At 32.3% G+C, this 26,625-nt stretch carries 31 protein-coding genes and 1 pseudogene; 22 read left to right on the forward strand and 10 right to left on the reverse strand.

All coding sequences use genetic code 11. The annotated features are described in order from the left end of the window. Positions 1 to 32 precede the first annotated feature (32 nt). Together AB0A59_RS04080 and AB0A59_RS04085 are read left to right on the forward strand one after the other, a co-directional pair. Complete coding sequence (locus AB0A59_RS04080; protein WP_458746711.1) at positions 33 to 779, forward strand: YsnF/AvaK domain-containing protein; 747 nt, start codon at positions 33 to 35, stop codon at positions 777 to 779. Between the two features lie 158 nt (positions 780 to 937). Further along, complete coding sequence (locus AB0A59_RS04085; protein WP_458746713.1) at positions 938 to 1,087, forward strand: hypothetical protein; 150 nt, start codon at positions 938 to 940, stop codon at positions 1,085 to 1,087. Between the two features lie 159 nt (positions 1,088 to 1,246). On the opposite strand, the gene AB0A59_RS04090 is transcribed toward AB0A59_RS04085, so the two are convergent. Continuing rightward, a complete protein-coding gene (locus AB0A59_RS04090; protein WP_458746715.1) occupies positions 1,247 to 1,555 on the reverse strand; it encodes a hypothetical protein in 309 nt (102 codons plus the stop codon). Positions 1,556 to 2,115: 560 nt separating this feature from the next. Between AB0A59_RS04090 and AB0A59_RS04095 the strand changes: the two genes are divergently transcribed. The 3 genes and pseudogenes from AB0A59_RS04095 to AB0A59_RS04105 form a co-directional block, all read left to right on the forward strand. Then, on the forward strand, positions 2,116 to 3,093 hold the full coding sequence (locus tag AB0A59_RS04095) for a radical SAM protein (RefSeq protein WP_458746717.1): 978 nt from the start codon (positions 2,116 to 2,118) through the stop codon (positions 3,091 to 3,093). Positions 3,094 to 3,388: 295 nt separating this feature from the next. Further along, complete coding sequence (locus AB0A59_RS04100; RefSeq protein WP_458746719.1) at positions 3,389 to 3,559, forward strand: hypothetical protein; 171 nt, start codon at positions 3,389 to 3,391, stop codon at positions 3,557 to 3,559. Between the two features lie 12 nt (positions 3,560 to 3,571). Then, positions 3,572 to 3,655 (forward strand): annotated as a pseudogene (locus AB0A59_RS04105) (hypothetical protein); the annotation flags it as partial. A 380-nt stretch (positions 3,656 to 4,035) separates the two neighbouring features. On the opposite strand, the gene AB0A59_RS04110 reads toward AB0A59_RS04105, so the two are convergent. Both AB0A59_RS04110 and AB0A59_RS04115 read right to left on the reverse strand, forming a co-directional pair. Then, positions 4,036 to 4,446 carry a hypothetical protein gene (locus tag AB0A59_RS04110; RefSeq protein WP_458746721.1) on the reverse strand — a complete coding sequence of 137 codons (411 nt, stop codon included), beginning with the start codon at positions 4,444 to 4,446 and terminating at the stop codon, positions 4,036 to 4,038. Positions 4,447 to 4,740: 294 nt separating this feature from the next. After that, the gene (locus tag AB0A59_RS04115; RefSeq protein WP_458746723.1) at positions 4,741 to 5,616 is read right to left on the reverse strand and encodes a manganese catalase family protein; all 876 of its coding nucleotides are present in this window, start codon (positions 5,614 to 5,616) and stop codon (positions 4,741 to 4,743) included. Positions 5,617 to 6,289: 673 nt separating this feature from the next. Between AB0A59_RS04115 and AB0A59_RS04120 the strand changes: the two genes are divergently transcribed. Together AB0A59_RS04120 and AB0A59_RS04125 are read left to right on the forward strand one after the other, a co-directional pair. After that, complete coding sequence (locus tag AB0A59_RS04120; protein WP_458746725.1) at positions 6,290 to 6,787, forward strand: hypothetical protein; 498 nt, start codon at positions 6,290 to 6,292, stop codon at positions 6,785 to 6,787. Between the two features lie 618 nt (positions 6,788 to 7,405). Beyond that, positions 7,406 to 7,795, forward strand: a complete 390-nt coding sequence (locus tag AB0A59_RS04125) for a hypothetical protein (RefSeq protein ID WP_458746727.1) — start codon at positions 7,406 to 7,408, stop codon at positions 7,793 to 7,795. Between the two features lie 305 nt (positions 7,796 to 8,100). Here the strand turns inward: AB0A59_RS04125 and AB0A59_RS04130 are convergent, their stop codons facing one another. After that, entirely contained in the window at positions 8,101 to 8,829 is a 729-nt protein-coding gene (locus AB0A59_RS04130; protein WP_458746728.1) for a YsnF/AvaK domain-containing protein, read from the reverse strand. 390 nt (positions 8,830 to 9,219) lie between these two features. On the opposite strand from AB0A59_RS04130, the gene AB0A59_RS04135 reads away from it, so the two are divergent. Then, the gene (locus tag AB0A59_RS04135) at positions 9,220 to 9,546 is read left to right on the forward strand and encodes a hypothetical protein (RefSeq protein WP_458746730.1); all 327 of its coding nucleotides are present in this window, start codon (positions 9,220 to 9,222) and stop codon (positions 9,544 to 9,546) included. 561 nt (positions 9,547 to 10,107) lie between these two features. Here AB0A59_RS04135 and AB0A59_RS04140 read toward each other — a convergent pair. Beyond that, positions 10,108 to 10,656, reverse strand: a complete 549-nt coding sequence (locus AB0A59_RS04140) for a pyruvoyl-dependent arginine decarboxylase (protein WP_458747551.1) — start codon at positions 10,654 to 10,656, stop codon at positions 10,108 to 10,110. Between the two features lie 440 nt (positions 10,657 to 11,096). Between AB0A59_RS04140 and AB0A59_RS04145 the strand changes: the two genes are divergently transcribed. The 4 genes from AB0A59_RS04145 to AB0A59_RS04160 all read left to right on the forward strand — a co-directional run bounded on the left by AB0A59_RS04145 (position 11,097) and on the right by AB0A59_RS04160 (position 15,375). Next, positions 11,097 to 11,969 carry a ParA family protein gene (locus AB0A59_RS04145; protein WP_458746732.1) on the forward strand — a complete coding sequence of 291 codons (873 nt, stop codon included), beginning with the start codon at positions 11,097 to 11,099 and terminating at the stop codon, positions 11,967 to 11,969. Positions 11,970 to 12,334: 365 nt separating this feature from the next. Further along, positions 12,335 to 13,492: an adenylate/guanylate cyclase domain-containing protein gene (locus tag AB0A59_RS04150; protein ID WP_458746734.1), complete on the forward strand. Its 1,158-nt coding sequence runs from the start codon at positions 12,335 to 12,337 to the stop codon at positions 13,490 to 13,492. Positions 13,493 to 13,820: 328 nt separating this feature from the next. Then, positions 13,821 to 14,084, forward strand: a complete 264-nt coding sequence (locus AB0A59_RS04155) for a nickel-binding protein (RefSeq protein ID WP_458746736.1) — start codon at positions 13,821 to 13,823, stop codon at positions 14,082 to 14,084. 184 nt (positions 14,085 to 14,268) lie between these two features. Then, positions 14,269 to 15,375 carry a hypothetical protein gene (locus tag AB0A59_RS04160; protein ID WP_458746738.1) on the forward strand — a complete coding sequence of 369 codons (1,107 nt, stop codon included), beginning with the start codon at positions 14,269 to 14,271 and terminating at the stop codon, positions 15,373 to 15,375. Between the two features lie 248 nt (positions 15,376 to 15,623). On the opposite strand, the gene AB0A59_RS04165 is transcribed toward AB0A59_RS04160, so the two are convergent. Together AB0A59_RS04165 and AB0A59_RS04170 are read right to left on the reverse strand one after the other, a co-directional pair. Beyond that, the gene (locus AB0A59_RS04165; RefSeq protein ID WP_458746740.1) at positions 15,624 to 16,040 is read right to left on the reverse strand and encodes a VOC family protein; all 417 of its coding nucleotides are present in this window, start codon (positions 16,038 to 16,040) and stop codon (positions 15,624 to 15,626) included. A 335-nt stretch (positions 16,041 to 16,375) separates the two neighbouring features. Further along, positions 16,376 to 16,891 (reverse strand): CHRD domain-containing protein, encoded by a 516-nt coding sequence (locus AB0A59_RS04170; protein WP_458746742.1) that lies wholly within the window; start codon positions 16,889 to 16,891, stop codon positions 16,376 to 16,378. A gap of 280 nt (positions 16,892 to 17,171) precedes the next feature. On the opposite strand from AB0A59_RS04170, the gene hsp20 reads away from it, so the two are divergent. Then, on the forward strand, positions 17,172 to 17,834 hold the full coding sequence (hsp20, locus tag AB0A59_RS04175; RefSeq protein WP_458746744.1) for an archaeal heat shock protein Hsp20: 663 nt from the start codon (positions 17,172 to 17,174) through the stop codon (positions 17,832 to 17,834). A gap of 240 nt (positions 17,835 to 18,074) precedes the next feature. Here the strand turns inward: hsp20 and AB0A59_RS04180 are convergent, their stop codons facing one another. Then, entirely contained in the window at positions 18,075 to 18,965 is an 891-nt protein-coding gene (locus tag AB0A59_RS04180) for a DUF72 domain-containing protein (RefSeq protein WP_458746746.1), read from the reverse strand. Between the two features lie 135 nt (positions 18,966 to 19,100). Here AB0A59_RS04180 and AB0A59_RS04185 point away from each other — a divergent pair, with 135 nt between their 5' ends. Next, positions 19,101 to 19,754 carry an NADPH-dependent F420 reductase gene (locus tag AB0A59_RS04185; RefSeq protein WP_458746747.1) on the forward strand — a complete coding sequence of 218 codons (654 nt, stop codon included), beginning with the start codon at positions 19,101 to 19,103 and terminating at the stop codon, positions 19,752 to 19,754. 192 nt (positions 19,755 to 19,946) lie between these two features. Here the strand turns inward: AB0A59_RS04185 and AB0A59_RS04190 are convergent, their stop codons facing one another. Beyond that, on the reverse strand, positions 19,947 to 20,441 hold the full coding sequence (locus AB0A59_RS04190; protein WP_458746748.1) for a Mut7-C RNAse domain-containing protein: 495 nt from the start codon (positions 20,439 to 20,441) through the stop codon (positions 19,947 to 19,949). A 237-nt stretch (positions 20,442 to 20,678) separates the two neighbouring features. Here AB0A59_RS04190 and AB0A59_RS04195 point away from each other — a divergent pair, with 237 nt between their 5' ends. The 6 genes from AB0A59_RS04195 (at position 20,679) to AB0A59_RS04220 (ending at position 23,969) form a co-directional block, all read left to right on the forward strand. Next, positions 20,679 to 20,945: a hypothetical protein gene (locus tag AB0A59_RS04195; RefSeq protein ID WP_458746750.1), complete on the forward strand. Its 267-nt coding sequence runs from the start codon at positions 20,679 to 20,681 to the stop codon at positions 20,943 to 20,945. 173 nt (positions 20,946 to 21,118) lie between these two features. Continuing rightward, positions 21,119 to 21,481 (forward strand): putative quinol monooxygenase, encoded by a 363-nt coding sequence (locus AB0A59_RS04200; RefSeq protein ID WP_458746752.1) that lies wholly within the window; start codon positions 21,119 to 21,121, stop codon positions 21,479 to 21,481. A 234-nt stretch (positions 21,482 to 21,715) separates the two neighbouring features. After that, positions 21,716 to 21,958 (forward strand): hypothetical protein, encoded by a 243-nt coding sequence (locus tag AB0A59_RS04205; protein WP_458746754.1) that lies wholly within the window; start codon positions 21,716 to 21,718, stop codon positions 21,956 to 21,958. Between the two features lie 329 nt (positions 21,959 to 22,287). Beyond that, the gene (locus tag AB0A59_RS04210; RefSeq protein WP_458746756.1) at positions 22,288 to 22,485 is read left to right on the forward strand and encodes a CDGSH iron-sulfur domain-containing protein; all 198 of its coding nucleotides are present in this window, start codon (positions 22,288 to 22,290) and stop codon (positions 22,483 to 22,485) included. 255 nt (positions 22,486 to 22,740) lie between these two features. Further along, the gene (locus AB0A59_RS04215; RefSeq protein WP_458746758.1) at positions 22,741 to 23,100 is read left to right on the forward strand and encodes a hypothetical protein; all 360 of its coding nucleotides are present in this window, start codon (positions 22,741 to 22,743) and stop codon (positions 23,098 to 23,100) included. A 494-nt stretch (positions 23,101 to 23,594) separates the two neighbouring features. Beyond that, positions 23,595 to 23,969 (forward strand): cytidine deaminase, encoded by a 375-nt coding sequence (locus tag AB0A59_RS04220; protein WP_458746760.1) that lies wholly within the window; start codon positions 23,595 to 23,597, stop codon positions 23,967 to 23,969. A gap of 178 nt (positions 23,970 to 24,147) precedes the next feature. Here the strand turns inward: AB0A59_RS04220 and AB0A59_RS04225 are convergent, their stop codons facing one another. Further along, entirely contained in the window at positions 24,148 to 25,107 is a 960-nt protein-coding gene (locus tag AB0A59_RS04225) for an SPFH domain-containing protein (RefSeq protein WP_458746762.1), read from the reverse strand. A gap of 292 nt (positions 25,108 to 25,399) precedes the next feature. On the opposite strand from AB0A59_RS04225, the gene AB0A59_RS04230 reads away from it, so the two are divergent. Further along, positions 25,400 to 25,537 carry a hypothetical protein gene (locus AB0A59_RS04230; protein WP_458746764.1) on the forward strand — a complete coding sequence of 46 codons (138 nt, stop codon included), beginning with the start codon at positions 25,400 to 25,402 and terminating at the stop codon, positions 25,535 to 25,537. Continuing rightward, positions 25,538 to 26,287, forward strand: a complete 750-nt coding sequence (locus AB0A59_RS04235; protein ID WP_458747552.1) for an SDR family NAD(P)-dependent oxidoreductase — start codon at positions 25,538 to 25,540, stop codon at positions 26,285 to 26,287. Positions 26,288 to 26,625: the final 338 nt, after the last annotated feature.

The following is a 26,625-nucleotide window of genomic DNA, read 5'->3' on the forward strand; positions in this document are numbered from 1 at the left end:
AGGAATATATCTTTTGTTAAATACTAGGATATGTGTCTACCTCAAATGACAAAAATATCGATTTAGATAGTCTGGCCGAAAAAGAGGCCGTAGGAACTGATGGCTTAGACTTAGGTACTGTCAAGGAAATTGGAGGTACCTTTATTATTACTCAGAAAGGTTTGATAAATAAAAAAAAATATCATCTTCCTGTCTCATCTATAGAAAGCTTTGATGGGGATGTAGTTAGATTCGCCATAAATGAAACGAACTTGGAAAGTTATGAACAAGGGGAGGAAAATAAATTTGATGATTATTCTTCATTTAAGGCATCCGATATGTCAAAAGCAATTGAAACTACAATTCCTTTACTGAGCGAAGATCTGCAAGTCACAAAAAAAAATATCGAAGATAATATAAAAATAATAAAAGAACCTATGAAGGAAACCAAGACTGCTAAAATTGAGTTAATGTATGAAAAGATAACAATTGAAAAAAAGCCTATCAACAATGAATATAATGATCTGGAAAATTTTAATATTAAAAATCAGAAATCATCGTCGAATGAATCTGAATCCACAACAGAGCTTGAAAGCCAAAATGATTCAAAATTTAAAATTATTATTCCAATAAAAAGAGAAGAACCCGTAATCACAAAGAGATCCTTTGTTACAGAAGAATTAATTGTAAGGAAGCAATCCGTAACGGAAACAAAAACTATTACGGAAGAAATAACAAATGAAGAAATAAAGAATGACAGTCAGGACAATGATGAAAGTAAAAATAGGATACCGCTTTAGTATTAAAAACAATATTATACCTAAAAGTTATTATGAAATAATTTATTGTCCTCATTAAACGTATATCTTCAAAATAATCTTTAATTATATTTTTTGTATGCTTTATTATACTACTTTTAATGATATGCTGTATATTGTTTGTTTTCACCATCTATTAAATGGTATCTAAGAAAGTTACATCAAAAGATGATAAAAAAGGATTAGCTTCTGCAGACAAAGAAACAAAGAAGAAGGTCGCAAGTAAAGGTGGAAAAGCCAAGGCCAAGGTCACCGCAACAAAGAAGAGTAGCACTACGAAGAAAAAATAGTATTAAATCTATAATACTTATTTTTAATAAATTTTATTTCTTTAATATCTTGGATTCTTATAAAATAATGACATGATGGAATAAATAAATTCTTTTTCATGGTAAATTTCTGGTATAAATAAACCATTTAACAGCTTAAAATTATAATTTTATAATGTATTAAAATAACTGTTTAAGCGATTCGTATCTTTTAATATATTCAATTCCTTTGGGTGATATTACATAGTGAGGAACATCCGTGTACTCGCTATGCAATATTAGGTTTTTGTTGGTAACAGGTTTAATAAATTGATAAGATAATAATGATGAGAGTGTATGCTTGTTTGTTGAAATCCTGTATTTAGTTTGTGGGATTGGCTGGTTTTTTAGATAAAGTAGTGAGTCATACACACTATCATAGCGCGTTTTATACTCTTTCACTTTTACTTTTTGTCTTCGAACTAAAGCCGTCACGATTAAATCAAACATTATAAAATATATGCAAATCTTAATACGACAATCGATTAAAAATACCTTGTAATAAATATAGACAGTTAAAATAGTAGAATCATTGATAAAATAGTCACAAAGGCGATGACAAACTATTTTTGTTAATATAAAAAGACTAACCCAAATGGAATTTGCTCTCTTGTTCATAGCCACATCCTAAATACGTTTTGGAAATTATCGCTGTTATATAGAAGTGTTCACCTGAGTTGGTAACAACAGTCCATAAAGAAGAACTATCCAGAGAGACTTTGACCCTACAGCAATTGATGGAAAAGACATCCTTGTTGTGCCATTCGAACTTTTACAATTATGTGAGCAATAAATCAATGACGTTTCTATACTTTATCATCAAACATGTACAAACAATTAATTTCATTACTTTATCCTGTTATAGGAGTCCCTAGGACATCAAGGAGAGGAGCGAACAGGACATGACAGGATAGGTATAATGTAAAGAATCAGTATAAAACTCTTAAATAAAACGCTTAAATAAAACTGTATAAATTTAATTATCTGTTCGATGATATTTAATTATTATAATGGATTCTTGGTATAGCAAAAGTGCGCCTGTGTTTAACAGTAAGAAGAGTAAATCAATTCTTCATCCATTTACTGTAAATAACCACAAAGGTAACACCTTAAATTTGTACCAAGGATGTCAGCACAGATGCGGATACTGTTATGCTACTTATGAATGGTCGCCAGAATTTTATGATAAAATTTATGCAAAAAGTAATGCTCCTGAAATATTAGAAAGTCAATTATTAACTTGGAAGTTACCAAGTGTACAACCTGTTATGATTTCCTCAGCCACCGATGCTTATCAACCAGCAGAATTAAAGTTTGAATTAACAAGAAGGTGTGTTAAAATTTTGCAGAAATACCATATACCTTACTATGTATTCACAAAATCTGCATTAATATCTAGAGATCTTACACTCCATGAACAATACAAACATAATTGCTTTCTAGTGTGGTCGATTACAACATGTAATGAAAATATCCGACGAATAATAGAACCTGGGACTCCACCCTCATTTGTACTGTTTAAAGTGATAAAAAGATTTAGTGACCGTGGAATTCGATGTGCTGTAAATATCGATCCAATACTTCCGCTAATTACAGATTCGTTAAATGAGATTGAGTCAATAATAGATAATTGCTTCAATTCAGGTGTCCGTTATGTATTTGGAGCCCCGTTAAGACTTCGATCAGATATTTGGGAAAGAATGAAAATTGTATTCAAACTGGTAAATAAAAAGGAAACAGAAGTTATCAGACAGTATACCAAACTTTATCACTTTAAGGAACCCGTGAGACAGGGTTATAATTTTTATGTGGATAAAATTTATGCAGATACTATACAAAAAAATCTAAAGGAAAAGGTAATGGAGAAAGGCATGTTGTTTGATTTCCCTCATCTAGATGAAAACAGATACATGTCGAAAAAAAAGAAAGACAATAATAAAGATCAACTTACATTATTGAATTTCATTCAGAAAAAAACATTGCCGTAGATAAATATAGACGATATAGATAAAATGGGGGTAGAGAATAGTGATTCAGATCGAGTGAAGTTAAACAAGATGAACGAAAACCGCTTAAAAATTAGGATAATGTCTTGCCAAGGTAGCAAAATTTGAAAAATTATAATATATTTAATCTGTATTGCAATTTTGATTCTCATTATGTGCGGAATTTATGCTATCGCATTTATTATGGAGCAATATCATACTCATGGGTCCTCGAACACTCAAACTATGCTGTTACTACTAACACGACTAATGCTATCCTAATGCTACCACTACTCCGATGAACGTGACTCAAGTTAATGCTACTTCTACTAATAGTACCAAACCAGTCGATGGTTATGGTGGTTCACCCACTGATCCATTAACAGCGGTGAGACACCTATATGACGATCCTATCCCTAGAGTATATCAGTTTTGTAAACCTAATGATAAAATTATGACGGTATGTTAGCTATACGATAGCCGTTCTCCAAATACAACATTGATCGGAGTAGAGTATATGATCGATTGTAAAGTATATAAAATTTTACCAGATAGTAAAAGCTGAATTGGCATTATCACCAAGAGGAATTTCTCCAGACCGAGCAAATCCAAAATTCCCCTTTCTAAATGACCCGCAACAAAAAGAACGGCTATTGAAATTATCTGAATCAAATGGGAAGGTTATTTAGATTGGGACCCAATAGATACCATACCCATATCCTACCTCAAATACAACAAGTTCAACATCCATTTATGGTGAACCAGACTGTAAATAATAACACTGAAAAATATGTTGGTAGCTTTAAACAAACGTTAAAGTACCAGATTTATTTTATTTAGTTTGTCTGTCTTCTAATAACTTGAATGTTCTAATTTCTTTTATGGTAGTGCAAAAAAATTGTAATTGTGATAGATAGAAATTGGGATGGTTAGACCATGTAAATATTATTTGGTAGTATTGGAAAGTTTGTCCTCTGTATCCCTTTCTAATCTAGGTCCTATCGAAGCCCTTCCACCACCGGCTCTCGAGCCTCCAATTTCAATTACATCGTCAAAATTACTAAGATAGCGTAGGGTATCAAAATTCACTCGATGCTCTATAGCGGCATGTTCGCCATGTTCTTCATCTTTATGAAATGCTGGAACCACACCAAAATCTTTGATTATTGTCTCGCGGAAAGAATCAGTATTAGATCCCTCCTTTAAAAATACCTGAAGCGTGTAACCCGGATACTCTTCTTCCTTTAATGTATGTAACAAGTCTATGATCAATTTAGTTTTTACTTTAGGCAGGCAAGTTCTCATGGCATCCTCAAATTCAGTAAATTTCTTCTCGATACCGTCTGTACAGTCCATATGATTTCACTTTTCTCATATATAATATAGTATAAATATTTCATAGATTCTCTTAGATATGTAATCTTTATCGGTAACGTCTAAAGGTCTTTCCCTGTACATCCTAGGTAATTATATGCTCGACTTTGTAGACTAATATTTTAATAATGACAGACTATGTAATCAATATAAAATATTTTATGAATAGTGTTATAGTATTTTAAAACATAGAACCATTTGGACCCAATGAGTATGGGAACACTAATTTCTTACTAAATTTGTGAAATTAATGTCTCTCCTTAGTTGTTACCGCTTTTATAATTTCTTTGCCAATTTCATCAGTTCAGCGTCTAATCCTGGTGAAAACTCCTGTGGAGCTTCTGGCATGATAGGTATTTCAGCACCTTCAGGAAATCCTTCAATTACCTCTAGGGTACCACCATCATCAAATGGGGAATCACCTTTGAATATCTTATCTAGTAACGATGTTTCTCCTTTATTTGTAAATGTCCACATTTGATTATGCAAATTCTTGTTTTCCAAGTCTTTAACTTCTGGCATATTGGATGTATCTATTCTTGGAACGGGTAAAGCTTTCCCCCAATTTACTCCAAGAGTCTCTAAGGCTTTGGCAAAAACCTTTTCATGCACCAAATCTCTGACTATTAAATAGGAGACTGTAGACCTAAAGGCTTTATTATCACACATTTCATACAACCTACACTTTTGTAATCTTCCCGTGGCCTCGAGCATTAAATTATATAACATGTTAAGCACAAGATTTCCACTATCATATACATACGCAGCATTCCAAGGATTTCCTGCTGCATCAACTGGTCGAGCACTTTGGGCTGCAACCAAAAAGTGGTGAATATTTGGAGATTCTAATGCGATTGATAATGGTAATTCATTTGGTTGATTCGTATTAGTTGAAGCGCCTTCTAAAAGGATATTTATTGTATTTGTTATTTGCTCTACATGTCCAATCTCTTCAGTAGCCATGCTTCTTAGTAAATCTTGATAGGGTTTTGCATCTCCTCTAAAATTCATATTTTGGAAAAAATACTGCATCATAGTACGCATCTCTCCAAATTGACCTCCTAAACCCTCTTGCAAGGCTTGAGCGGCCTTGGGATCAGGTTTATCTGCAGGCGGTATCGGATGAGGAATTCTATTTACTGATAAAAACATATCATAACATACTAAAGATCAAAGTATTTAACAAACATATTGCAATAATTAGTTAATCATTTGAGGAAATTAAACCGTATTATTTCGTTATTACTCTAATACATACATACATTATGACAGATTCAATTTACTGAATTTACAGTTTAATTCTTTGACAGCCTGGACAAAACTGATGGTAAATATCATTTCATTTTTGTTCTTTTGTTCTATCGCCATCTTTTTTCCATTTGAGGTTGAAATTCGATTGTACAATGAGGACATTGCATACTTTCATGAATAATAAACTATATTAAATGTAAAAACTGCTCGCTATTTTATTACTCTCTTTAAGCATGTCCCAACTGTATATTGCAAATTGAATGGTTATAATATTATTTCTATCTATTGCAAATGTTTAAAATAAACATGTCATGTTTGAATTATGTAACACAATATGGTTACAATCTTAACTTATTCCATTTCTTGCTCTAATCTATATTCTATGTCCAGCGGTTAACCTTTCTAGATCTAGATTAAATATTACTAATTAATATGAGTAGAACCCAAAAGTATTGGACCTAGGTTATTATACGGTAAAATTCAAACTTTTATTAAATTATTGGAATGAAATTGGTAAGATAGTTCATCTACTTTTTAGTTGAGTTATTTAAATTTTTATACATATAGGATCATAGTGCCAAACAAAAAAGAAAATATAGAAAATCTGCAAAAGAAATTGGGTGAAGTTCTAGGCTTAGAACGAGCAGCTCAAAAAGCAGTGGATGAACTAGTCACCATGAAGTTATTAAAATCTGATTCCAAAACTGAAGCTAAGGAAATTCAAGGGGAGGCAAGTACTCATGAGGAAAAGATTCAAGAAGTTATTGGTATTTTTTCTGAAGATAAAAATGTGAAATTGGATGTTGCTAAAGTAGAAGAAAGTGCTAAAGAAACAGAGGAGAAAGCTACTCAGATTATGAAGACTTACCTAGGCGAAGAGCCGGATACATCCGAAGCATTAGAATTCCTGTGTCTAGCAGAAGGCGGCGAAGTTTCTCATTATGAAGTTTTACAGGCTATTTGTGAAAACTTTGATAATAAAAAAGCGTTATCAACAGTAAAATCTATCCTAAAAGAGGAACAAAGGCACCTCTCTCAGTGTATTGAGATGGCCAAATCGGCAGTTTCATAATAAAGTGCTTATCAATCTCTATAATATTGATAAACTGTTCATGTAATAGATGCTACACAATGATTCTATTACTCTTTTTATAGTAAGTGAAAATAATTTATTGAAGTAGGATGGGTTAAAAACGTAAGACTAAAAGTATATAGATTTGATCCTTGACCTAATGATCAAGGTCCATTACACTTCTCTTCAATAAGAGAGCCAATATGATTGGTTACAATTTCAGCATGAATCAATCCGATACACTAATTTACATTGAAGATGATATTATCATTGAATAGGATAAAAGAACTTTTTCTTGGTTTATGGATGGGGAAATAATAGAGAATTTAAAAGATTATGGATACCTTGGAGCAAGGAATGGCTATCGCGATTTATTTGAAATTACAGGGAGACCAATATGGTTATCAGACTATATAGATTGATAGCAAGTCCATTATCGAATTATGTGCTTAATAAGACCATGTGGCGAGAAAGTATCTTTCTAATCCATCCCATGACCGCCGCATAAACCCCTCAAACCTAATTTTAACAAAATTGATGCGATGCTTCTAATTCTCACAATTTTGTAACCATATTCTGGTTTTATAGTATGTTATATAATCAATATTGTAATACAAAATGGGAGAAATTATAGACAAAATCAAGGATAAAGCTAAAGACGTAAAAGATTCTGTGGTCGATACTACCAAAGATGTTGCGGGCAAGGCAGATAATTCAGTAGATCAATCAGGAAGAACAACGGTGGATTCTACTGATAAAGAGTATGAAGAAGGGGTAGCTGGGACAAATAAGCATAGACAAAGCGATCCATTAACAGAATATTCAGATAAAGAACCAATGACTCCGGCTAAATTAAATGCAGGCGAGCCAACGGCCGTAAAGAGAGATCCCAGTGATCAGAAAATTACTTCAGAAGGTCAAACTGGTACAACTACAGATACGGCTGCTGAGCAATACCGTAAACGTGGAATGACTAAGGTAGACTCAGATTCATCCAATACTATGTAGTTGATCATTTGAATTAACTACAAATACGGATAAATTTCTTTTTTTTTGTGCCTGTTAAATGATGAAGGCCACATTAAGCAAATAATAATTAGCAAAGGAAAATATCTAGTCAAGGAATTAAATTATAATCAAACAAAATACCTGTAGTTGTCTTTAAATACTACTGTTCTAAATAATAGTTGCAGATTTATCTATAAGTCCTTAACATTAAGATATTTGGATAAAATAAATTATATTTAAAACATAGAATCGGAATCTTTTGACCTTTCATCTAGCATAACACGAGTGACGAGTGAAATATTGTCTCAACTTTGAATATTTTGCCCCTTGTTATAACTAATTTCTTCATTTGTTATTTCTTCCGTAATAGTTTTTGTTTCCGTTACAGGATTCTTTTTTATAACTACTTCCTCTCTTACAAAGGATCTCTTTGTGATTATCGGTTCTTCTCTTTTTATTGGAATCAAGAATTCTGCCTTTGAATAAATTTCTGATCCATCACCCGGCTCTTGACTTGATTCCACATTATTCTTTAAATCAATATTCGTTCCTTTCTCATAGGTGTTGTCATTTTGATTGATATTTCTTCTTTCAATTGTTACCTTTTCATGCATTAACTGAATTTGCACTGTTTTTGTTTCCTTAATAGGTACTTTTACAATTTTTTTATTATCCTCAATAATGTTTTTGGTTACTTGGAGATTTTCACTGATCAATGGAATTAATGTTTCTTCATTTGTTGACGTATCTTGTGACTGGAGCAAAGATTTGTCATCGGCTGCACTTTCATCAATTTTTTGTTCATAAATTGAAAGATCTGACTCATTTAACGAGAAGTTTAGAAAAACTCCATTAAAGTATTTTGCAGAAGACTTTGGAAGGTGATAAATTTTCTTATTGAGCATACCTACCTCCGTAACTAAATAGTCGCCGGCTACTTCTTTGACTGTACCAAAATCCAAGCCATTCTCTCCAAGCGCTTCTTTTCCTACAACTTCATTCCAATTGATTTCAGTATCATTTTCAGATGACATATAAAATATATTATTTTAACAAATTATATATTGATAATAGGAATTACTCTCAAATTTCATTAATTAGTGTGGAATCTGTTAGGTCTGGACTGTTGCTTATATCTGCTCCCAATATTTGATAAATTAGAATAATGTGGTATAACACCAGGATTCTTTTTCTCTCAGGTAGTGGGGAGATATCCAAGAGTATAAATGACAGCTTTAGAAATGCGGGAGATAAAAGCCTCTTGATTCAATTTCCGAAGGAAAGGAAAAAAGTGATTGTGTGTAATTGTTGTGGCATTAGATAATTGACTATTTAGAAATAAATATCTCGACGTGTTTGCCAATTAACTACCAACATGCTGTCAAATTACTGAACTATTTAAAAATTGATGTCTATAGTAAGTTATGAGAGCAGTTTTAATTTTGGTTTCACTATTGTTTATACCTCTAGTAAATGTAGTCAATGCACAAAACATAGAGGGGCCTGGAGTACCTTTTGATCAAACTTCCGATACCAACGCAAATGTATCATTTCTTCCCGGAGACGGAAATATGAATTTTTCAGCTGATAATATGACAGTGGGATCAGAAAAAGCACTTAACAATACGATTGGGAATAGTACTGAATCTATGAAACCTGGTTTTGATCCAAGTAAACCAATAGACGAGTATGATACTAATTCTTCTGATTGGAATAAGATCCATCCCTTTGCACAAGGAAGGAGCGATTAAATTTAGTAAGCACCACTAATCCATCCATCACATTTTATAAGTGTCTTAATATTAATGAAATAATTTCAGAAGTTGTGGGTCGGAAATGGACAAAAAAGAATAAATCCGTTTTTGGAAGATCTTAGAAAAGTATATTCTTTCAAACGAACAGGAGGATTAAAGTAACTGACAAGAGAAATATATTATGAAAAAACTACTTGACCCTTTCTAATTTTATATAATTTGATATAACAAACATTGATTAAAACAAGGTATAAGACTTCAAATTCAATGAATGCAAAATATCATATTAAATGAAATTAATATAGAACTTAATTTCTTACCTCTGATATTTACGTTATTAATACTAAGTGAAAATGCCTTTCATCTGCATAACATTTATTTTTGTAATGTCTTTGGAGACAAGAAATAACATATCAAAATAAATTATTGTCCGAACAGGCTTTAATTATGCTCCACCATGCCCTACAGCGTTAAGATCGATCTCATCCACTGGCCTTCCAGTTATTAGGAACCCTTGTAGGAAGAGGGATTTACCATAGTGTCTCTTATAATATGGTTTTATAATATTAATACTGCTGCGCTAATTACTGTTGTCCACAAACCATCTTTATTTCCAGCAGCTGACTGAGTGAAATTTTGTGTCTTGTAGATTTTTCCTGAGAGCTTCCATTGTTCTTCATTCTGATCCCATGTGAGTGTCGGGTCTGTGGGCAATCCAATTGTTGTGGCGAGCATTTCCATAGCTAAATCCTCAGCATAATCTCCGGCCTTTACAGCCGTCTCTCCCGTCGAATGGTGCTCCGACAAATACCCATATCGAGCGTCATCGGCGGGCCTGGCTAACCCAATGGATGCAGCAATCAGCCTGTTTGGCTCGTTTGTAGCCGATCTAGCCATTACCGTAAAAACAATTTGTCCTGGTTTCAAATATTTTCTTCCCTCGTCCTTATTTACTATCTTACATTGCGGTGGCTTAATACTAGAAACAGATACAAGATTCAAATCGCTTATTGAAGCATCACGTAAGGCAAGTTCAAAACTTGTGAGATAATCTTTGTGGGTGCCTCTGCCTTTAGTAAAAAACATTATCTTTGGAATATATGCCAAAGGATCTGACAAAGGTATTTTTTCACTTGATTCATGATCTCCAATCATCTCTAGACAAATTGTGTAAATGATAGGTTAAAAACATGATTCAATAATTACAGATTTCTAAAAAGTCTGAACTCTTCATGCTAATGAACTGTATTTTCTCGAGAATCCTAGATGTAATGAAGATTGAAAAAAAATATAACATTTGACTTAACATGTAAATTAGGTTTTTTGGATTGTAATTACTCTTGTTTAGTCTACCAAACAAAGAACAATAAGGATTGTTTTATTGAATCGAGTCTTCTTAAAGCACCAAAATTTCGCAATTTATCTGTCGAGCATTTAAGAACGTTTCAACATCCTAAACTTTAATTGCTCCTAATTTCTTCGATTGAATTACTTAATGAATGCTTCCCACTGATAAGGTTAAATATTTAATAGTAAATTTTGACTTAGTGGCGAAAGTCATAGCATTTCATTCATACAAAGGAGGGACAGGTAAAACCACACTAGCGGTAAACCTTTCTGCCAATCTGGTGTCAAAGGGTTACAATGTTCTGCTTATTGATATGGACGTATATGCTCCAAGCTTATATGTATATTTTAATATTCAACCCAAGAAATGGATTAATGATTACTTAAATGATAAAATTTCCTTTTCTGATTCCATTTATGATTTCTCCCATGTTCTGAAGGAATTTCATTTGAACACTCGGATCAAAGAAAATGTAGGCTCATTTCATACTGTATTTTCTAATCCTTCAAAGCAAGAAATAACCGATTTGGACTCAGTCATGAGAAAGGACTCATCAAAGTCTCAAATGTTAAAGAAGATGCTATTTTTAAAAGAAACGGGTATTGCAGATACAGACTATGATTATATCATACTGGACACAAGTCCCGGTATTCGATATTGGTCAATTAATTCATTGGCCATTTCAGATACTATTTTTTTGTCTCTAAAGATGGATAATATAGACATTGAAGGTACTAAGCATCTGGCGATGGATGTATACGGTTCCTTCACAAGTTATGGAACTATTTCTTATCTTTTATTGAACCGAGTCGCAGGCTATTGTGAGCCTCCGGAGATCCCAGATCCAGGCAGCTCTATTTACGGTGAAAACTCTCCTTCTTTTGGCTCATTAGTGTTAGAACAAAATGAAACTATTAAGAATCTAGAAAGGTTAATTAAAATGGACGTTATTTCAATGATTCCTTGTTATTGTGATATGCAGTTTGAAAGACAGGAGTATTTAACTGCATTAAAAAATCCAGACCATCCTTTTTCAAAGAAAATCGATGAATTGTCAAAGAGAATTGAATAGTTCATGTCAGCCTATGATAGTTGAGAATCGGTTAACCGCTCGGATATGGAATCTTTTTATGGAAAAAAAGAAATATCTATTTGATATAATAATTTTGGATGAAACATTTCCCTGGTAATGACATCATAAGTAGAAACTTAACACAACCTGAGCTTGGAATATATCTGATTTATGGGCCAAAATCATCGGGAAAATTACATTATTGCAATAATTTTGTCTTAAACGGAATAACAGATGGGATTTTTTGTATTTGTATCAGTTCTTCATTCATAGAAAGGAAATATAAGCGCGTTTTCTTCTCGGGGAAAGAGAACCTGTGGATTAATTTGAAGGTGTTAAATCCATATACCTTAAACAGATACGGTATGTCTGATTTCAATGATGGTCAAGCGCTAATGCATCTTTTTGAAGAAATCAGACAATTAGTTGACACACATTCAAATCAACCTGTATACTTTGTCTTAAGTTCATTGACCAACTTTCTCGAAAATTTTAGTGATCAAGAGGTGATCAAATTTGTCACAAGTTTGGTCTTTCTTCTCAAAAACTATGAAATAAATTCCATTTTTACGATAGACAACACAGATCCTAAATCGTCCTTATTCGTTAACAAGATGGCCCATCTTTTTGATGGACTATTTGAAACTAAGTTGCCTTCTGATTCTTCTCAACCCCTCAAGTACATAAAACTAGTATCAATATTTGGAAATAATAATAGCAAATCTGATTGGATAAATTACACACTAGATAATAACAATATTATCACGGCGATTAGTAATCAAACGAGACTAATTTGCAATGTATGTAAGGAGCAAATTAATGAATCTCCAGTATTCTATCAAGACCTATCGTTTCATCAGGAGCATTTGACCATCTATATGAAATTAGTTAATTTTTACGGAAACTCCAAAATTGCGGAATTTGGATCATCGGGAATATTATATGCAAACTTCTTCTTTATTGATATCGTTGGATTGTCAGACCCTGTTTTGTCAGTTAAAAATCAAATAGAAAAGATCCAGATATTAAATAATTTAATTAATTCATGTAATTCTTATAAAAAAGATCGTGATAAGAAGATTCTTCCAACTGGAGACGGTATGGCGATAGGTTTCTTGACCGATCCTAAACTCCCTGTAGAATTAAGCTTGGAACTTCACAGAAAACTGGGAATACATAATTCAAATTCATCAAGTCAATCTGTAATTCGGGTACGTATTGGAATTGGTTCAGGCCATGTATTTATAGTCAATGATTTGAATGATAATCAAAATTTATGGGGTCCAGGTATAATACTTGCTAGGAGAGTTATGGATTTGGGGGACCAAGGTCATATTTTGATTGAAGGTGGATTTGCAAATAACTTATTTAGTATTGATAATGAGTTAAAGAGAGATATACATCATCTTGGAAATTTTTCCATAAAACATGGTCAAAAAATTGACGTTTATTCTCTATATAATCAATATGCGGGCAACGCTGAAATCCCACAAAAATTTTTAGATTTGGACAAATCAATTTAATATATCATATATTAATTATATGGATAAATCATTAAAATCTGATTTGATAAATACGATATTCCGTTTTTAGGGAATTCATTATCCTATTTATAATTACCTTTTACCGTAACTATTTATATTAATATTATTTTTTTTGTGTTATTACTTGGTCGATTTAAGTACTAGAAATAATCAAATTGCTATTGCTCCTATTTTTAACAATATGTTCCCTAATAACTAAAAGTAATATTCAAATGTCTATATGGATGGGATGGGATTTTAACCGGTATAGTGTCGATGCCTCGCATCTTGAGAATGTTTTTATAGCTTTGCCAAGTAAAAAGCCTGCATGGGTATTTTTCTTGATGTTCATAAAGTGCCATTTAAAGAAGAGAATCTCCAAGAGCTAGTAAATGCTCCAGCAGATGAATATGGCGTAACACATGTCAATTTATTTTACAACATGGAAGCTGGTGTATGTTTTTGTTTATTAAACGCCCCTGATAAAGAGGCAGTTATAAAGCATCACGATAAGGTTAATATAGAATGCGAATGGATAACAGAAGTTAGCATGGCAACAGGTAACGAATCTTTAAAATATTCTACAAACTGAGCGTATTTCGTTCAGAAAATTATCTCCTCTGCCAAAATTAATTATAGGGACCGGAATAGCCAATTACGAAAACAATAAAACTTGTCAGTAATTTACAATTTATTACATTGGCTTATTTTGACAAGTAAAAGAGTAAAGATAATCTTATATCTGTAGGTGGATTAATAACCTTAAGTTATTAGAAATGCCCCAAGATATCGGCATAAAGGAAGTCAATGTAAATCATACCCTTGATGAAGCCCTTAATCTAATATCTAAAATATTTTCCAGTACTGATCAATATTTAGAAATAATTGTAGATCAAGATTGGTTATGCCATTTAGTAGAGCATCCTTCAATTCTTACACTTGTCAAAAAACTGAAGCATCGCAGTATTGACACCAAGATCGTAGTGGAAATTAACAAGATGAATGTTAACTATTCGAAGCGACTAATGAAGTATTCTGATATAAAACATTCAGATGGGCTAGTGAGCTGTAGCTTTAGAAACAAACAATCCTACTGTTTTTGTCACATCTCAGAAAATGAATTGAGCGATCTGAGTCATGAAATTGAACCTCCAGAAAAATTTGTCCATTTTTTCTATGTCGATAACACTCATTTTGTAAACCAACAAAGTATTTTATTTAAACCTCTATGGCATGATTCCGTTCCCGCAAGGGAAAAAATAACTGAAATTGAAAAAGGTGTAATGGAAGTTATCTTAAATCCTGAATCTAAATCAGAAACTCATATCAATTCTAATAAAATACTTTTTCGCATAGTGGAATCTTGTGTAGATCAAGTACTAGTATTAATTCCTACAACTGCTCTCTTCTGGAGTTTTTATAGTAGCAATCTGCTCGTTTCAATTTCAAAGATGTTAGTCAAAGACGTGACTGTAAAAATACTAATTCACTTGGAAGATGATCAAACTGCCTTAAAAGACGAAATACGATATAAACTCAAAGAATTCTCTCAGGATTTGGATATTAATACTAATTTTTTCTCAAAAAAAATTCCCCAGTCCCATATCTCAATAATTGTAGACAATGTTGTTTTAGTAGAAATTGATTACAAGAATAATAAATCCATTCAATCCGAAGTCGAACTCAACCAAATAGTTTCCTTTTCCATTAATGATACCCGCGTATCATCCTCTACGTCGGTTTTTGACATGTTGTGGATACAATCTGATTTGGAAAGACAAAAAAAGATCAAACAAACCTATTTTGATATTTTTAAAGGATTCAATATGAAAAGCGAAAATTATACTAGAGATTGGAATTTTAAAAAAAAAGACAAGGAGTAGTTTAATACCTATGTCCAATTTTGCACTAAAATTACCAGACATCTTGAATGTTATTAATGTCCCTTGGTGCAATGCAGGGAGTCTAGAATCGAATTAATGTAGTGCACCATTGTGATGCTCTTATCAATTCTATCATACTATTGGTTTCATGATGTATCTTCAATAATTCATATCTAATCCCATCAATACAATGCTCATAATCTAGTACCATTATATGCTAGGTAAATCCTTGAATAGTATTATAGAGTTCAGGCGAATTTAACTATTAATGCATAATTCTGTAGTCGATATAAATTCAAAACAATCACGAGAAAAATAAACTGTATTTTTATTCCATCATAATCATAAATATAAAATGATAATTGCTGGCAAAAATCCAAGTCAAACAATCTTTCATCGAATGATATGCCATTAACCATTAGGTGGCTTTCCAATGAATCTTTCTTTTTGTCGTTATCAAGAATCCATATTGCAAAATGGTCAAGTCCAGGCTGGCCCACGATATTAACACTGTTAGGTAAGATGTTTGTTGCCCTCCAAGTATTAGTGGCAACATGATGGTGATATCCATCTGCGACAAAAAATATACTACAGGACAGGATGCAATATGGTAAAGACCAAGCAGAGCCTCGTAAAATTTTTGGCTTTAGGAAGGTTTGATACACATAAATGAACATGACCTATCCATGTTTTTACTAGGAAAACCACTTAATTTCCATAAATTTCATGATTTAACAAATTGTTGATGTCCCGAGATTCTGTTACCATCTGTACTTTTTTTTGCACTTATCCATGCCCATTCTCAAATAAACGAACTAGCATCACTTTAACACTCAAATTTTGGGTATAAAACTACTGTAACGGATAATTTTGTCTATTTAATATCTATTTAACCATCTTTCCTAATAAATGATAATTATACTTACTTTACTTTAGAAATATTAGCAAAAAAAATATCTTATTTATTGATTCTAAATCAATACAAAAAAATTATTGAGATTTATTCGGTACTTGATAATTGTCCTCTAATTTCACCATTTGGATTTTGCTCGGTGTGAACATTCACATACGTACTACCATTCTTCATTGCTGCTATCAAGTCTGATGTTGTTTTACCTTGCATTGGACCCTCTAAATTAATTGCTGTAATATTACCATTTATTGTAAACCCATTTTGATCTGGATTCTGAGCTGGATCGAATTTGAATAAGGTTACCACAATTGGTCCGTTTTCTCCTAGAACTCCGCTATGTATATGAGCTTGTGTTACAGCCTGAATTCCTGTAGCATTGGCATGGAAATCGATTGTCTCATTTGTTGGCTGAATTGGGACAAAAATTGCTTGGCCAGTTGCTTGCGTATCTACGGCTGGAACTTCTTCTTGACCTGTAAGGTTTGCAGCAAAATCGTGGTTTGCAAATACCGTTGGTGTACTTGAAATTGCAGATACTGCAATTACGCTTCCTAGCGCTAGAGCTATAGTTAGAAATAACATCTTATTGTTTTTGATTGTCATCCACTTATTGTCAATAATGTGGTATATAACCACTTTGTTGGTCTTCTCATTATCCTAGAAAGCAGCGATTGCCTCTTACTGTTACATGCCGTTTCCGTCGGCCTTCCTGAAGTCGATTATATCACAAAGAAAAAGAAAATTTTAAGTTCAGTAATACAACTATCACTATTTAATCAGTATTTTAAATTTGATTCATATATCACCATATGTCTCACTATTACATAATGTAAGAAAAATTTATATTATGTAATATATATTACATATTTTAGGAGAATAATAAATGTATAATAGAGATATAATACCAAGCGATTGGATCAGCCGATTCTTTGATGCAGGCTTCGGAAGAGGTAGAGATAGAGGATTATTCAATACAACAGACGTGTTCAGCGATCTTGACAATATCCATGAAGAAATGAATAGAATGTTTGATGTATTTAACAATATTTCAACCAATGCTCCAGAAGAACTTGTAAGAGAATACGAAACAAAAGAAGGTAGCAAAGTTAGAGAAGTCGGACCAATAGTATACGGATATTCAATGACTATCGGACCAGATGGTAAACCTCACGTAAGAGAATTTGGAAACGTCAAGAATTTGTATGATAACAATGTAAAAAAAATAGGAGGACAATCGCATAATAAGTCGCCTATATCTGCAGAAAGAGAGCCATTAGTTGATGTGAATACAACGGATAAAGAGGTCAAGGTAGTTGTAGAAATGCCGGGTATCAAAAAAGAAGACATAAAAATAAAAGCGTATGATTCCCAAGTTGAAGTAACAACATCAAAGGATTCACAGCGAAAATATCATAAAAATATAGAACTTCCCGAGTTAGCAGAAATTGAAACCGCAAGGTCAGTATATAACAATGGTATATTGGAAATAACTTTTGACAAAAAGAAAGTCAATAAACCCGCGGGTAAGGAAATTAAAATAGAGTAGACTCTAAATGACTACTCTGGACCTTAAATGACTATATTTTTTTCTAGGTTTCTAAAATAGAAACTTTATATTTATTTTGTTTTGATCAAAATTATTTGGTAATATTGTGTATTCACATTATGATCTGAATAGGTAGGACCTTTTGATCATACCCAAAACTTAGGACCAGTTAAATGAACTTTTCTATGCTGTGAGGAGATGAAAACTTTTATAGATACTAAAGCTGTGGCTCATTAATAATTAGAGTGTGTTTGATAGATATTTCTTTGCTTTCTCCATTACCCTCTTTTCAATTTCGGGTAAAGGCTGATTATTTATTAATTCTTTGAATTGTAATGAATTTACGATCGCTTTTCCACCATAATGGTTATTAAAATATATGAATATAGTATCCGTATTTTCCTTTATTTTGTTAATCTTTTTTATCCATGGAATAAGTTCCTTTTCAGAATAAAGATAATCGTACCAATAATGGTCTCGAGTTGTGTTTCTTCCATGGAGTCTGACCACTGCCAAATTATTTGATGTTAGATTATTCTCATTTGATAAAAATCCTAGATTTTCATGCGCAGGAGAATCGGTTAAAACAGATGCGATATTAAAGTGATGTAGCAATTCCAAAACTCCTTCTGTATTCCATGAATTATGTCTGAATTCTATGGCAATATTGTTCTTATTCTTAATATCAGGTCGTTTTCTCAGTGCATCTAAAAAGATCTCTAATCTATTGGATTCACTAATAGTAAAACTTGGTGGTAACTGTATTATTATTGCACCCAATTTCTTATTGCTTTCAAGTGGTGAAATTTTATTAAGGAATTCATTAAAATCCGTTATCACATTCCTGTTAATATCTAATCTCTTTTCATGTGTAATTATCTCGGGGACTTTAACTGATATTTTAAAGTTATTAGGTGTTGTCTTTGTTAGTCCTATAAATAAGCCTTCATTCATGTGATTATAGAATCTCTTATAGAAAGTAGCGTCCATCTCAACAGTGTTAAAGAATTGCGAATAGTAGTTGAGTTTCCGAGTTTTATTGTCAGGATAAAATACGTTTAGCCAACCTCCCTTTTCAGATGAATCACCATAATTCCATCCAGAACATCCTAAATATAATTGAGAACACATGAATAAAACTAATATGATAACTTGATAAATAAAAAAAATCGATTCCTTTTCTATTAATGCAATGTGAGATAATAAGAATCAAAAATATTGACTCGGTTTTCAAAGTTTTAATCTCTTCAATGTATCATCATGATTATGAAGATAGGAATATTAGGATCAGGGGAAGTCGGTAGAAGATTAGCGGATGGATGTATGAATCTTGGTCACCATGTGATGATTGGAACGCGTAATCCTGCAAAAGAAGAAATACAACAATGGATTGACAAGACTAAACATAAAGAAAATGCTTTTGTAGGATCATTTGCTGAGGCAGCATCTTTTGGAGAATTAATTATCATTTCTACCCTGTGGGAGGGAACTCGGAATGCAATAAATTTGGCCATTTCATCCAATTTTAATGACAAAATAGTTATTGATACAACAAATCCATTAGAATTTGCTAAGGATATGCCACCAAAGCTTTCACTTGGGTACGACAGATCTGCAGGTGAGGTGATTCAATCCTTGCTACCCAATTCCAAAGTAGTAAAGGCATTTAATATTGTAGGTAATCCTCATATGGTTTATCCAGACTTTCAGGGAGGTCCGCCAACTATGTTTATATGTGGCAATTTTAAAGACGCTAATAACCAAGTAGTTGAAAAATTATTAACCCCATTCGGTTGGGAGTCAATAGACTTGGGAGGAATTGAACAATCGAGATTATTAGAACCCCTTGCTATGTTGTGGATAACTTATTACATTCAAACAGGATCGGGAAACCATGCATTCAAGTTGCTAAAGAAATAATAATATATACCTCATTATAGTATGTGGAAAATCAAAATAAAATAATACTCGATATTAACTAGATATGTACTGTACACTTTTTTAGCACTTGAATTATAAAATTTGTGTCGATACTGTTTAATGGATCATTCCTAACCTAAAAACTCATAGAATAATATCCAATTATCACGTATTATTAATGAAAACATCGACCTACTTGCACTGCCTTAACAACTTGTTAATATTGCCTATAGATATGTTGATATTCTGCACATGAGTACCATCCCAATAAATTTTTGAACATTTTGAACATCTATAAATTGTTGATATGCTTTTGTATACTTTCTCAGGAATGGGATTACATACCATTGTCTTATCAAGTTTACTAAGAACGCCGTTGCAAATAGTACATGGGGTATTTTCATTTGGAACCGGATCGATATATCTAATACCACACTTCTCTAATATGAATACCAAATCTTTAACTTCATCATTATTATGGAGTAACAAACAATTATTACCCATTTTAGAGATCTTTAAATAAAGCGCTTTATCTCTAGTTACCAACATCTTCTGTTCATTTATACATTTATTGATTAAAAAATCGTCGTTAGCGGCTAACCAGAATTCGGTGTCAAACCCCATTATTCTTAATTTCTTTGCAATATTTCCTAGCACACAATCAACGATAAATCTTGGATAATTCACAAACTTAATCAGTATGTTTCCATTACTTTTAGTTATTCTAATATTGATAAATTACTTATAAGACTTTCTTGGTCATTTATCTCCCCTCTATCGGTTATAACTGTCCAGGAAAAAAGATCGCAAAATATTTGATATTTTGATATTATTACTAAAGATTATAATTCTTAATTGAACATCAAACTCTAAATTTTTAATATTAAAAGTAAGATTATAAGTGTTGATGTGCAATTAGCTTGAATGTCTGCTGATAATGATGTTCGAAATAATTTAGCAAAATATGAGAAATTTAAGGGTGGAGAGCCTGAGAAGGTAATGCTCTATCATACACTTAAACTTGAAAACTTGAAGATAATAAGTGATAAGACAAATTATTTGGATATGGATACTGCAAAGATTCCGATTGTCGATTTCGTATGTGACAGATGCAACCTTCCAATGGAGAATCAACAACATCCCTCCAAAGTAGATCTCGTCTGTGTAAACTGTAATCTCACATATCCATAGTATCAGAACTTAATTTTGAGAGCGTTGTATCAACTTTGAAATGACCGAACTATTTTCAAATATGTTTTGAATTTAGTATAAGGTTGTTATTTTGACTATTGCAAATAGTTCTACCTTAAATAGGATCATCCTTAAGTGATCCTAAGTTAAGATCCAAATGAAAGGATGCCGCGATGCAGCAAACATTACATTTTAGGGCAGAATTTACAATTTCAGAAGGAAAAATAAAACAATACAAAAAACTCATAAAGGAAATGAGCAAAGTAGTGAAGGCTAATGAGCCTGATACAATAAATTATCAGTTTTATTTCGACAAGTCTGAGACAAGGTGCATTGTACATGAAACATACACAAATTCTGAAGCGGTATTTTCTCATATCAATGGGGTTGCATCAAAAACAATTCTTCCAAGGATCCATGATTTATCTCGAATAACGAGATTTGAGGTTTTCGGGATTGCAAGCAAAAAGCTACAGAAAGCGATGGAAGGATTAAATCCACAAATCTATGTTCTATTTACAGGATTCAATCGTTAAATATAATGTATTTCCGCGCCTATTCCTAGAGAACACAGTATGTGAGAAAATAATTATCACTCCTTAATCATCCATTGTGAAATTCTCTACATTAATTATCAAAATAGTGTTAAATTAGTTCGACTAAGTTAGTATAATGACTACCTATTATAATTTAATCTAATTAAACATGTTTAAAATAAATCAAACAGAATATTTTTATCAATCTATGTTCTATATGATAAAAGATGTGTAATGTATTCCGACATCTCAAAAAACGATACTGACATTGCAAAATTCGAGAGATTAAAAGATAATTTTAGTTGGTTCTATTCAAATTATGAGGAGTTCAAGAAGGATTTTCATAATCAGTATGTGGCGGTCAAAGATAGAAAATATCTGGATAACGACGTCGACCTTGAAAGTCTCATAAAAAGACTTAATTTAAAGAATTACGACGATTCAATCGCTATCGAGTTCATAAATTCTAAAAGTTAAGACATTTCGAGTAAATAGCCACAATTATTTAGCAAAAGATTGAAACTCCAGGTAAAATACAAATTCAAATCAATGTCTAGTGGATATTTATTCTGATGTAGAATTATCATCCCGTAGAGAATCTATACCGTTTGACAGCACAACTCCAATTCTTACTCTATTTTATTTGAATTGCTATATCTGGGTGTCGAATAATCTCGTCATTACTTTAAATAAACATTTATAGAAATATATAGAAATATGATTACACCTTATCTTCAACACGAGAAACAGGCACCTGAAATTTTTCAACAATATTTTATATATTTCTAATTATCAATGTTGATTTAATGGTAAGATACGTAAAAAAAGAGGGTAAAGGGCCTATGGAAATTAAGTGTGGCAATGATAGTAAATGGATTTGTATGTGCGGACTAAGCCAAAACCAGCCATTTTGTGATGGTGCTCATAAAAATACACTAAATGAGGAGGATGGAAAAGTATATAGGTACAACACTGATGGCACAAGAAGTGAGATCCAAATCTGAATGAGTAATACTTTTGATTTATTCTATTTTTTTCTAATCAATAGCACAAGAAGCCATTCTTGGTAATTTTTCTTGCTAAAAAGTATTTTTGTATTGTTGCGCACTTTCACACGTACAATTATCTATTATTTCTATAAGGCTAGCTCAAAGGTGATCCTTTATTGTATATCAACTTAATATCGGAATTAGGTATTAAAGTGGACGAGAATGAAATAGATAGATGATAATATAGTTATATCTACAATATATCTTACAATGGAATCCGATTATAAATTCAGGTACGTGAATGAATACATTACAAATTTACTGGAAGGAAACATAACACTTCAGTATGAGGATATCGATTTGAAAGGTGAAAAAAAACCGGTCGAATATCTAGACAAGATTGAAAAATGGTTGGAATTCAGAAATAGAGTTAGAGGTGAGGATCCAGATGAATTTGCTAAACTTACAGGCGAATTGTTTACTCATCTTTTAGCTATACGATTAGGTGGTGTAATTGTAGATCACACATGTGAATATTGCGATATGACTGGTAACGAAGATGTGCATAATACCGAATCACTATCGACATCGACACCAACTCAGGGATCAAATGAGGTTTCAGAGTTCTAAATTTAATTATTTTTACTTTTACTTTAATTATTTCTGATAAATCATCATTCTATTATAACTCGTGGATTTATTCAATGCTATCTAAATAAAGCATCAAAAGTATGAAATGGTCTAACTAATTTAATTAAGTCCATGACTTGGAAAATCAATTTGATATTTCAAATCGATGTATAGTTATTTTATTTAATACTATTCTTTTTGCTGTTACCCTGATGCTATGCATTCTTAGAAAAGAATGAGCAGAGTTCTCTGATTTCTGTGTTTATTATTAGCCATGTGATTATTGTTATAGTCAAATACTTAACCTTGGGTCCTGATTGTATAATTACTAACACGGTCCTAAAGCACCTGTAAATCCTAGATTACTTTAATATTCTTCTTACCAGATTGTTTAGTTATAAGAGATTTTGGTACCTTTTAATTTAGTTGCCTTTCTGAGGAAACAAAGGTAAGAATTTGATTAATTCTTATTGAGAATCACAATGAGTTTACCTATGAACATGTTAATTGAAGTTGCTATGAAAAGTCTAAAAAAAGCATATAATCCATATTCTAAATTATCTGTAGGATGTGCCTTAAAAACTTCCTCTGGCAAGATCTATGATGGGGTTAATATTGAAAATTCAGTTTATGGGCTGACTATGTGCGCCGAAAGGGTCGCAGTCTTTAAGGCCGTTTCTGAAGGACACCCCGATATAGAAGAAATTGCCGTGGTGGCCTCTACCGGAAAGCCGATCTATCCATGCGGAGCCTGCAGACAAGTATTAATAGAATTCAATCCACGAACAAAAATTCGTTTGAGTGATGAAAAAATTATAACTTTATTAGAAATACTTCCCTTTGCATTTTCAAAAGACGCATTTGAATAAATTTGGTAGAACACAACTGACTATTGATAATGCATTACCTTCAAAACAATAACTTCAAAATTTGCCAATTCCAACTCACTGTCGTTATGATACTATCCAGGGAATCATAATGATTAAGCAATAGCAAGTATCGTTATCCTTGGTGGTCCATAATTAAAGAGTAGTTCGTGCTTTATCCTCATTGTTCTGGAACTCCAGATTTTTCTGTTGATTTGTTTATACCATCTTTTAAACTACTAAGGTATGCAATTGTTGCACCTAGATTTCCAAAACCTATGGAATTTAATGTTTCAGAGGGTACCATTATTACTGTATTTCCCTGAATTTTCATGGTTTCATATAGCATATTTGATTGCCTCAATGCATATGCAACAGGATTATTGGAATAAACCTTAGACGCATCGAGAAATTTCTGAGCCACAAGAACCTCTGATTCCCCGTATGTCACCCTTGCTTGTTTCTCTCTTTGAGCTTGTGCTTGCATTGACATTGCAGATTCTAATTCCTGTGGAATTATTACCTGTCTAATCTCAACACCAGTCACCATTATTCCCCAATTGTTAGATTCCACTGCGATCTTGGATTTGATGCTTTCGTTGATTTCTTCTCTTCTTGATAGAATTTCTTGAAACAAAGAAGAGCCTATACTATTTCGTAAGGTCGTTTGTGATACTTGTTGTATCATGTCATTAAAGTTTTCCACATTTAGATACGCATCGCTAGCCCTTTCTTCGATGATTTTGTATCTGAGTATTGCATCAATTGTTACTGGAACATTATCCTTTGTAAGCATTCTTTCTGCCTTAAACTCCGTTACTTTCTCACGAACATCTATAACTAAAACGTTATCTGCAAGAGGAATTCTTGTATGAATCCCCGGCTCTACCTGTTTCTTATATTTACCTAATCTTAAAATAATTGCCCGCTCATACTGATTAATAAGAATAAGAAAGGAGGAAATAATTAAAATGGCGCTTACTGTTAACAATATATAAAATACCATATCAATATCGGTGACCATCTCAGTCCAAACGGCTGCGATCAAAATTATGATAGCCAATACTAGTTGAATACCTGATCCTTTTTTGGTAAATTTATTCTTGGAAAAAAGCATATTAACATTTGATGAAATAGACATAAGTATAGAAAGTAAAACAAATATATAATGTTATTACAATTTTTTTTTAAAAGTCTATATTATTGCAATGATGAGTGAAAGTTTTATACTTGATCGTCTCCAATTTACAGAGGACTAGATGATGATCTCCTTCGTAGTTTCTTTTACATTACAAATGCTTAATATTGTTACTGCAGAATAATACAAATCATTGAGATTCTTGTTGCAATTTTTAATCATTTGGAATTTCTTATGCTGTTCACCCTAAGTGACAAAACATAATACTTAATTTTGATTACCTATTCTCTGCAGAATGTCTAACAATCACAAAAGCAAGGTGGCTCTTGTAACTGGGAGTTCTACCGGGATTGGTTTTGAGGCTTGTGCTACAATGAGGAATAAAAGCAAATCTAGGATTTTAGAGAATATTGCAAGGAGTGAAAATTTATAAATCAGAGTATTTGAAATGGATATGGACAAAGCCAATTCTGTTTGTGATACTATTGAAAAGATAGCTATCGAATACGGTAAAATAAATGTACTTGTCAATAACGCTGGATATGGTCTCTTTGGAGCATTAGAAGACTTTTTAATGGATGAAATAAAGAATCAATTTGATACTAATGTTTTTGGTGTGATTAGAGTAATTAGTGAAGTACTGCCAATAATGAGACAACAAAAGAATGGAATTATTATTAATATTAGCTCCCTGTCGGGATTGGCAGGAATCCCTACTCAATCTATATACTGTGCAACAAAATTTGCAGTAGAAGGTTTGAGCGAGGCCCATTCGTTTGAATTAGATCCTTTTGGAATAAAATTAGTCTTAATAGAGCCTGGTGTAATAAACACTGAATTCGTAAACGATTTAATTGTACCTACCAATAAATACGGAATTGATAAAGGTGGCGGATTGGTGCGTCCGTCTTACAATAACGAAAACAGAATCCCGTTATCCATCTACAGCAACACGGTTAACAAGTTTTTATCTTTTTATTATAGTGCTATGAGCCATACACCTCATCCACACGTTGTAGCGGACGAAATAGTTCGAGCAATCGCTAATTCTTCTAGCAATGACAATAAAAACACACCATTGAGAAGTAGTGTTGGAAATGATTCTAAAGAATATTCAAAGCTCAAAAAGGAGTTATCGGACAGAGATTTTCACGAATTATTAAAAAAGAACCTATTAAAATGAGATTGAAAAAGATTTATGTGAAAGTTAAATAGTCGTGTACTATCTTCATTTGTTTTGTATTTGTTTACTGAAATGATGAGGTGCCTTGCGCTAATTTTCTGCCCTCAAAGATTTGGGCCAAAAACACTAACCTTATTGTGGTTTGATAATCAAACTAAAAAAATTATAGAACTGTTCACAATACTTTTGAAAGCATTTAATCAAAAAGTTGGATAGTCAAAGTTAGTGTTTTAACAACTTGTCAACTTATAAACAAAAAATTGACCTCTTATTATGGTTTAAACTAAATACAATTCAATACATACTCGCTAATGAGTCCACAAATAATGCCATGTCCT

The sequence above is a fragment of the Candidatus Nitrosocosmicus sp. T genome, assembly GCF_054408485.1.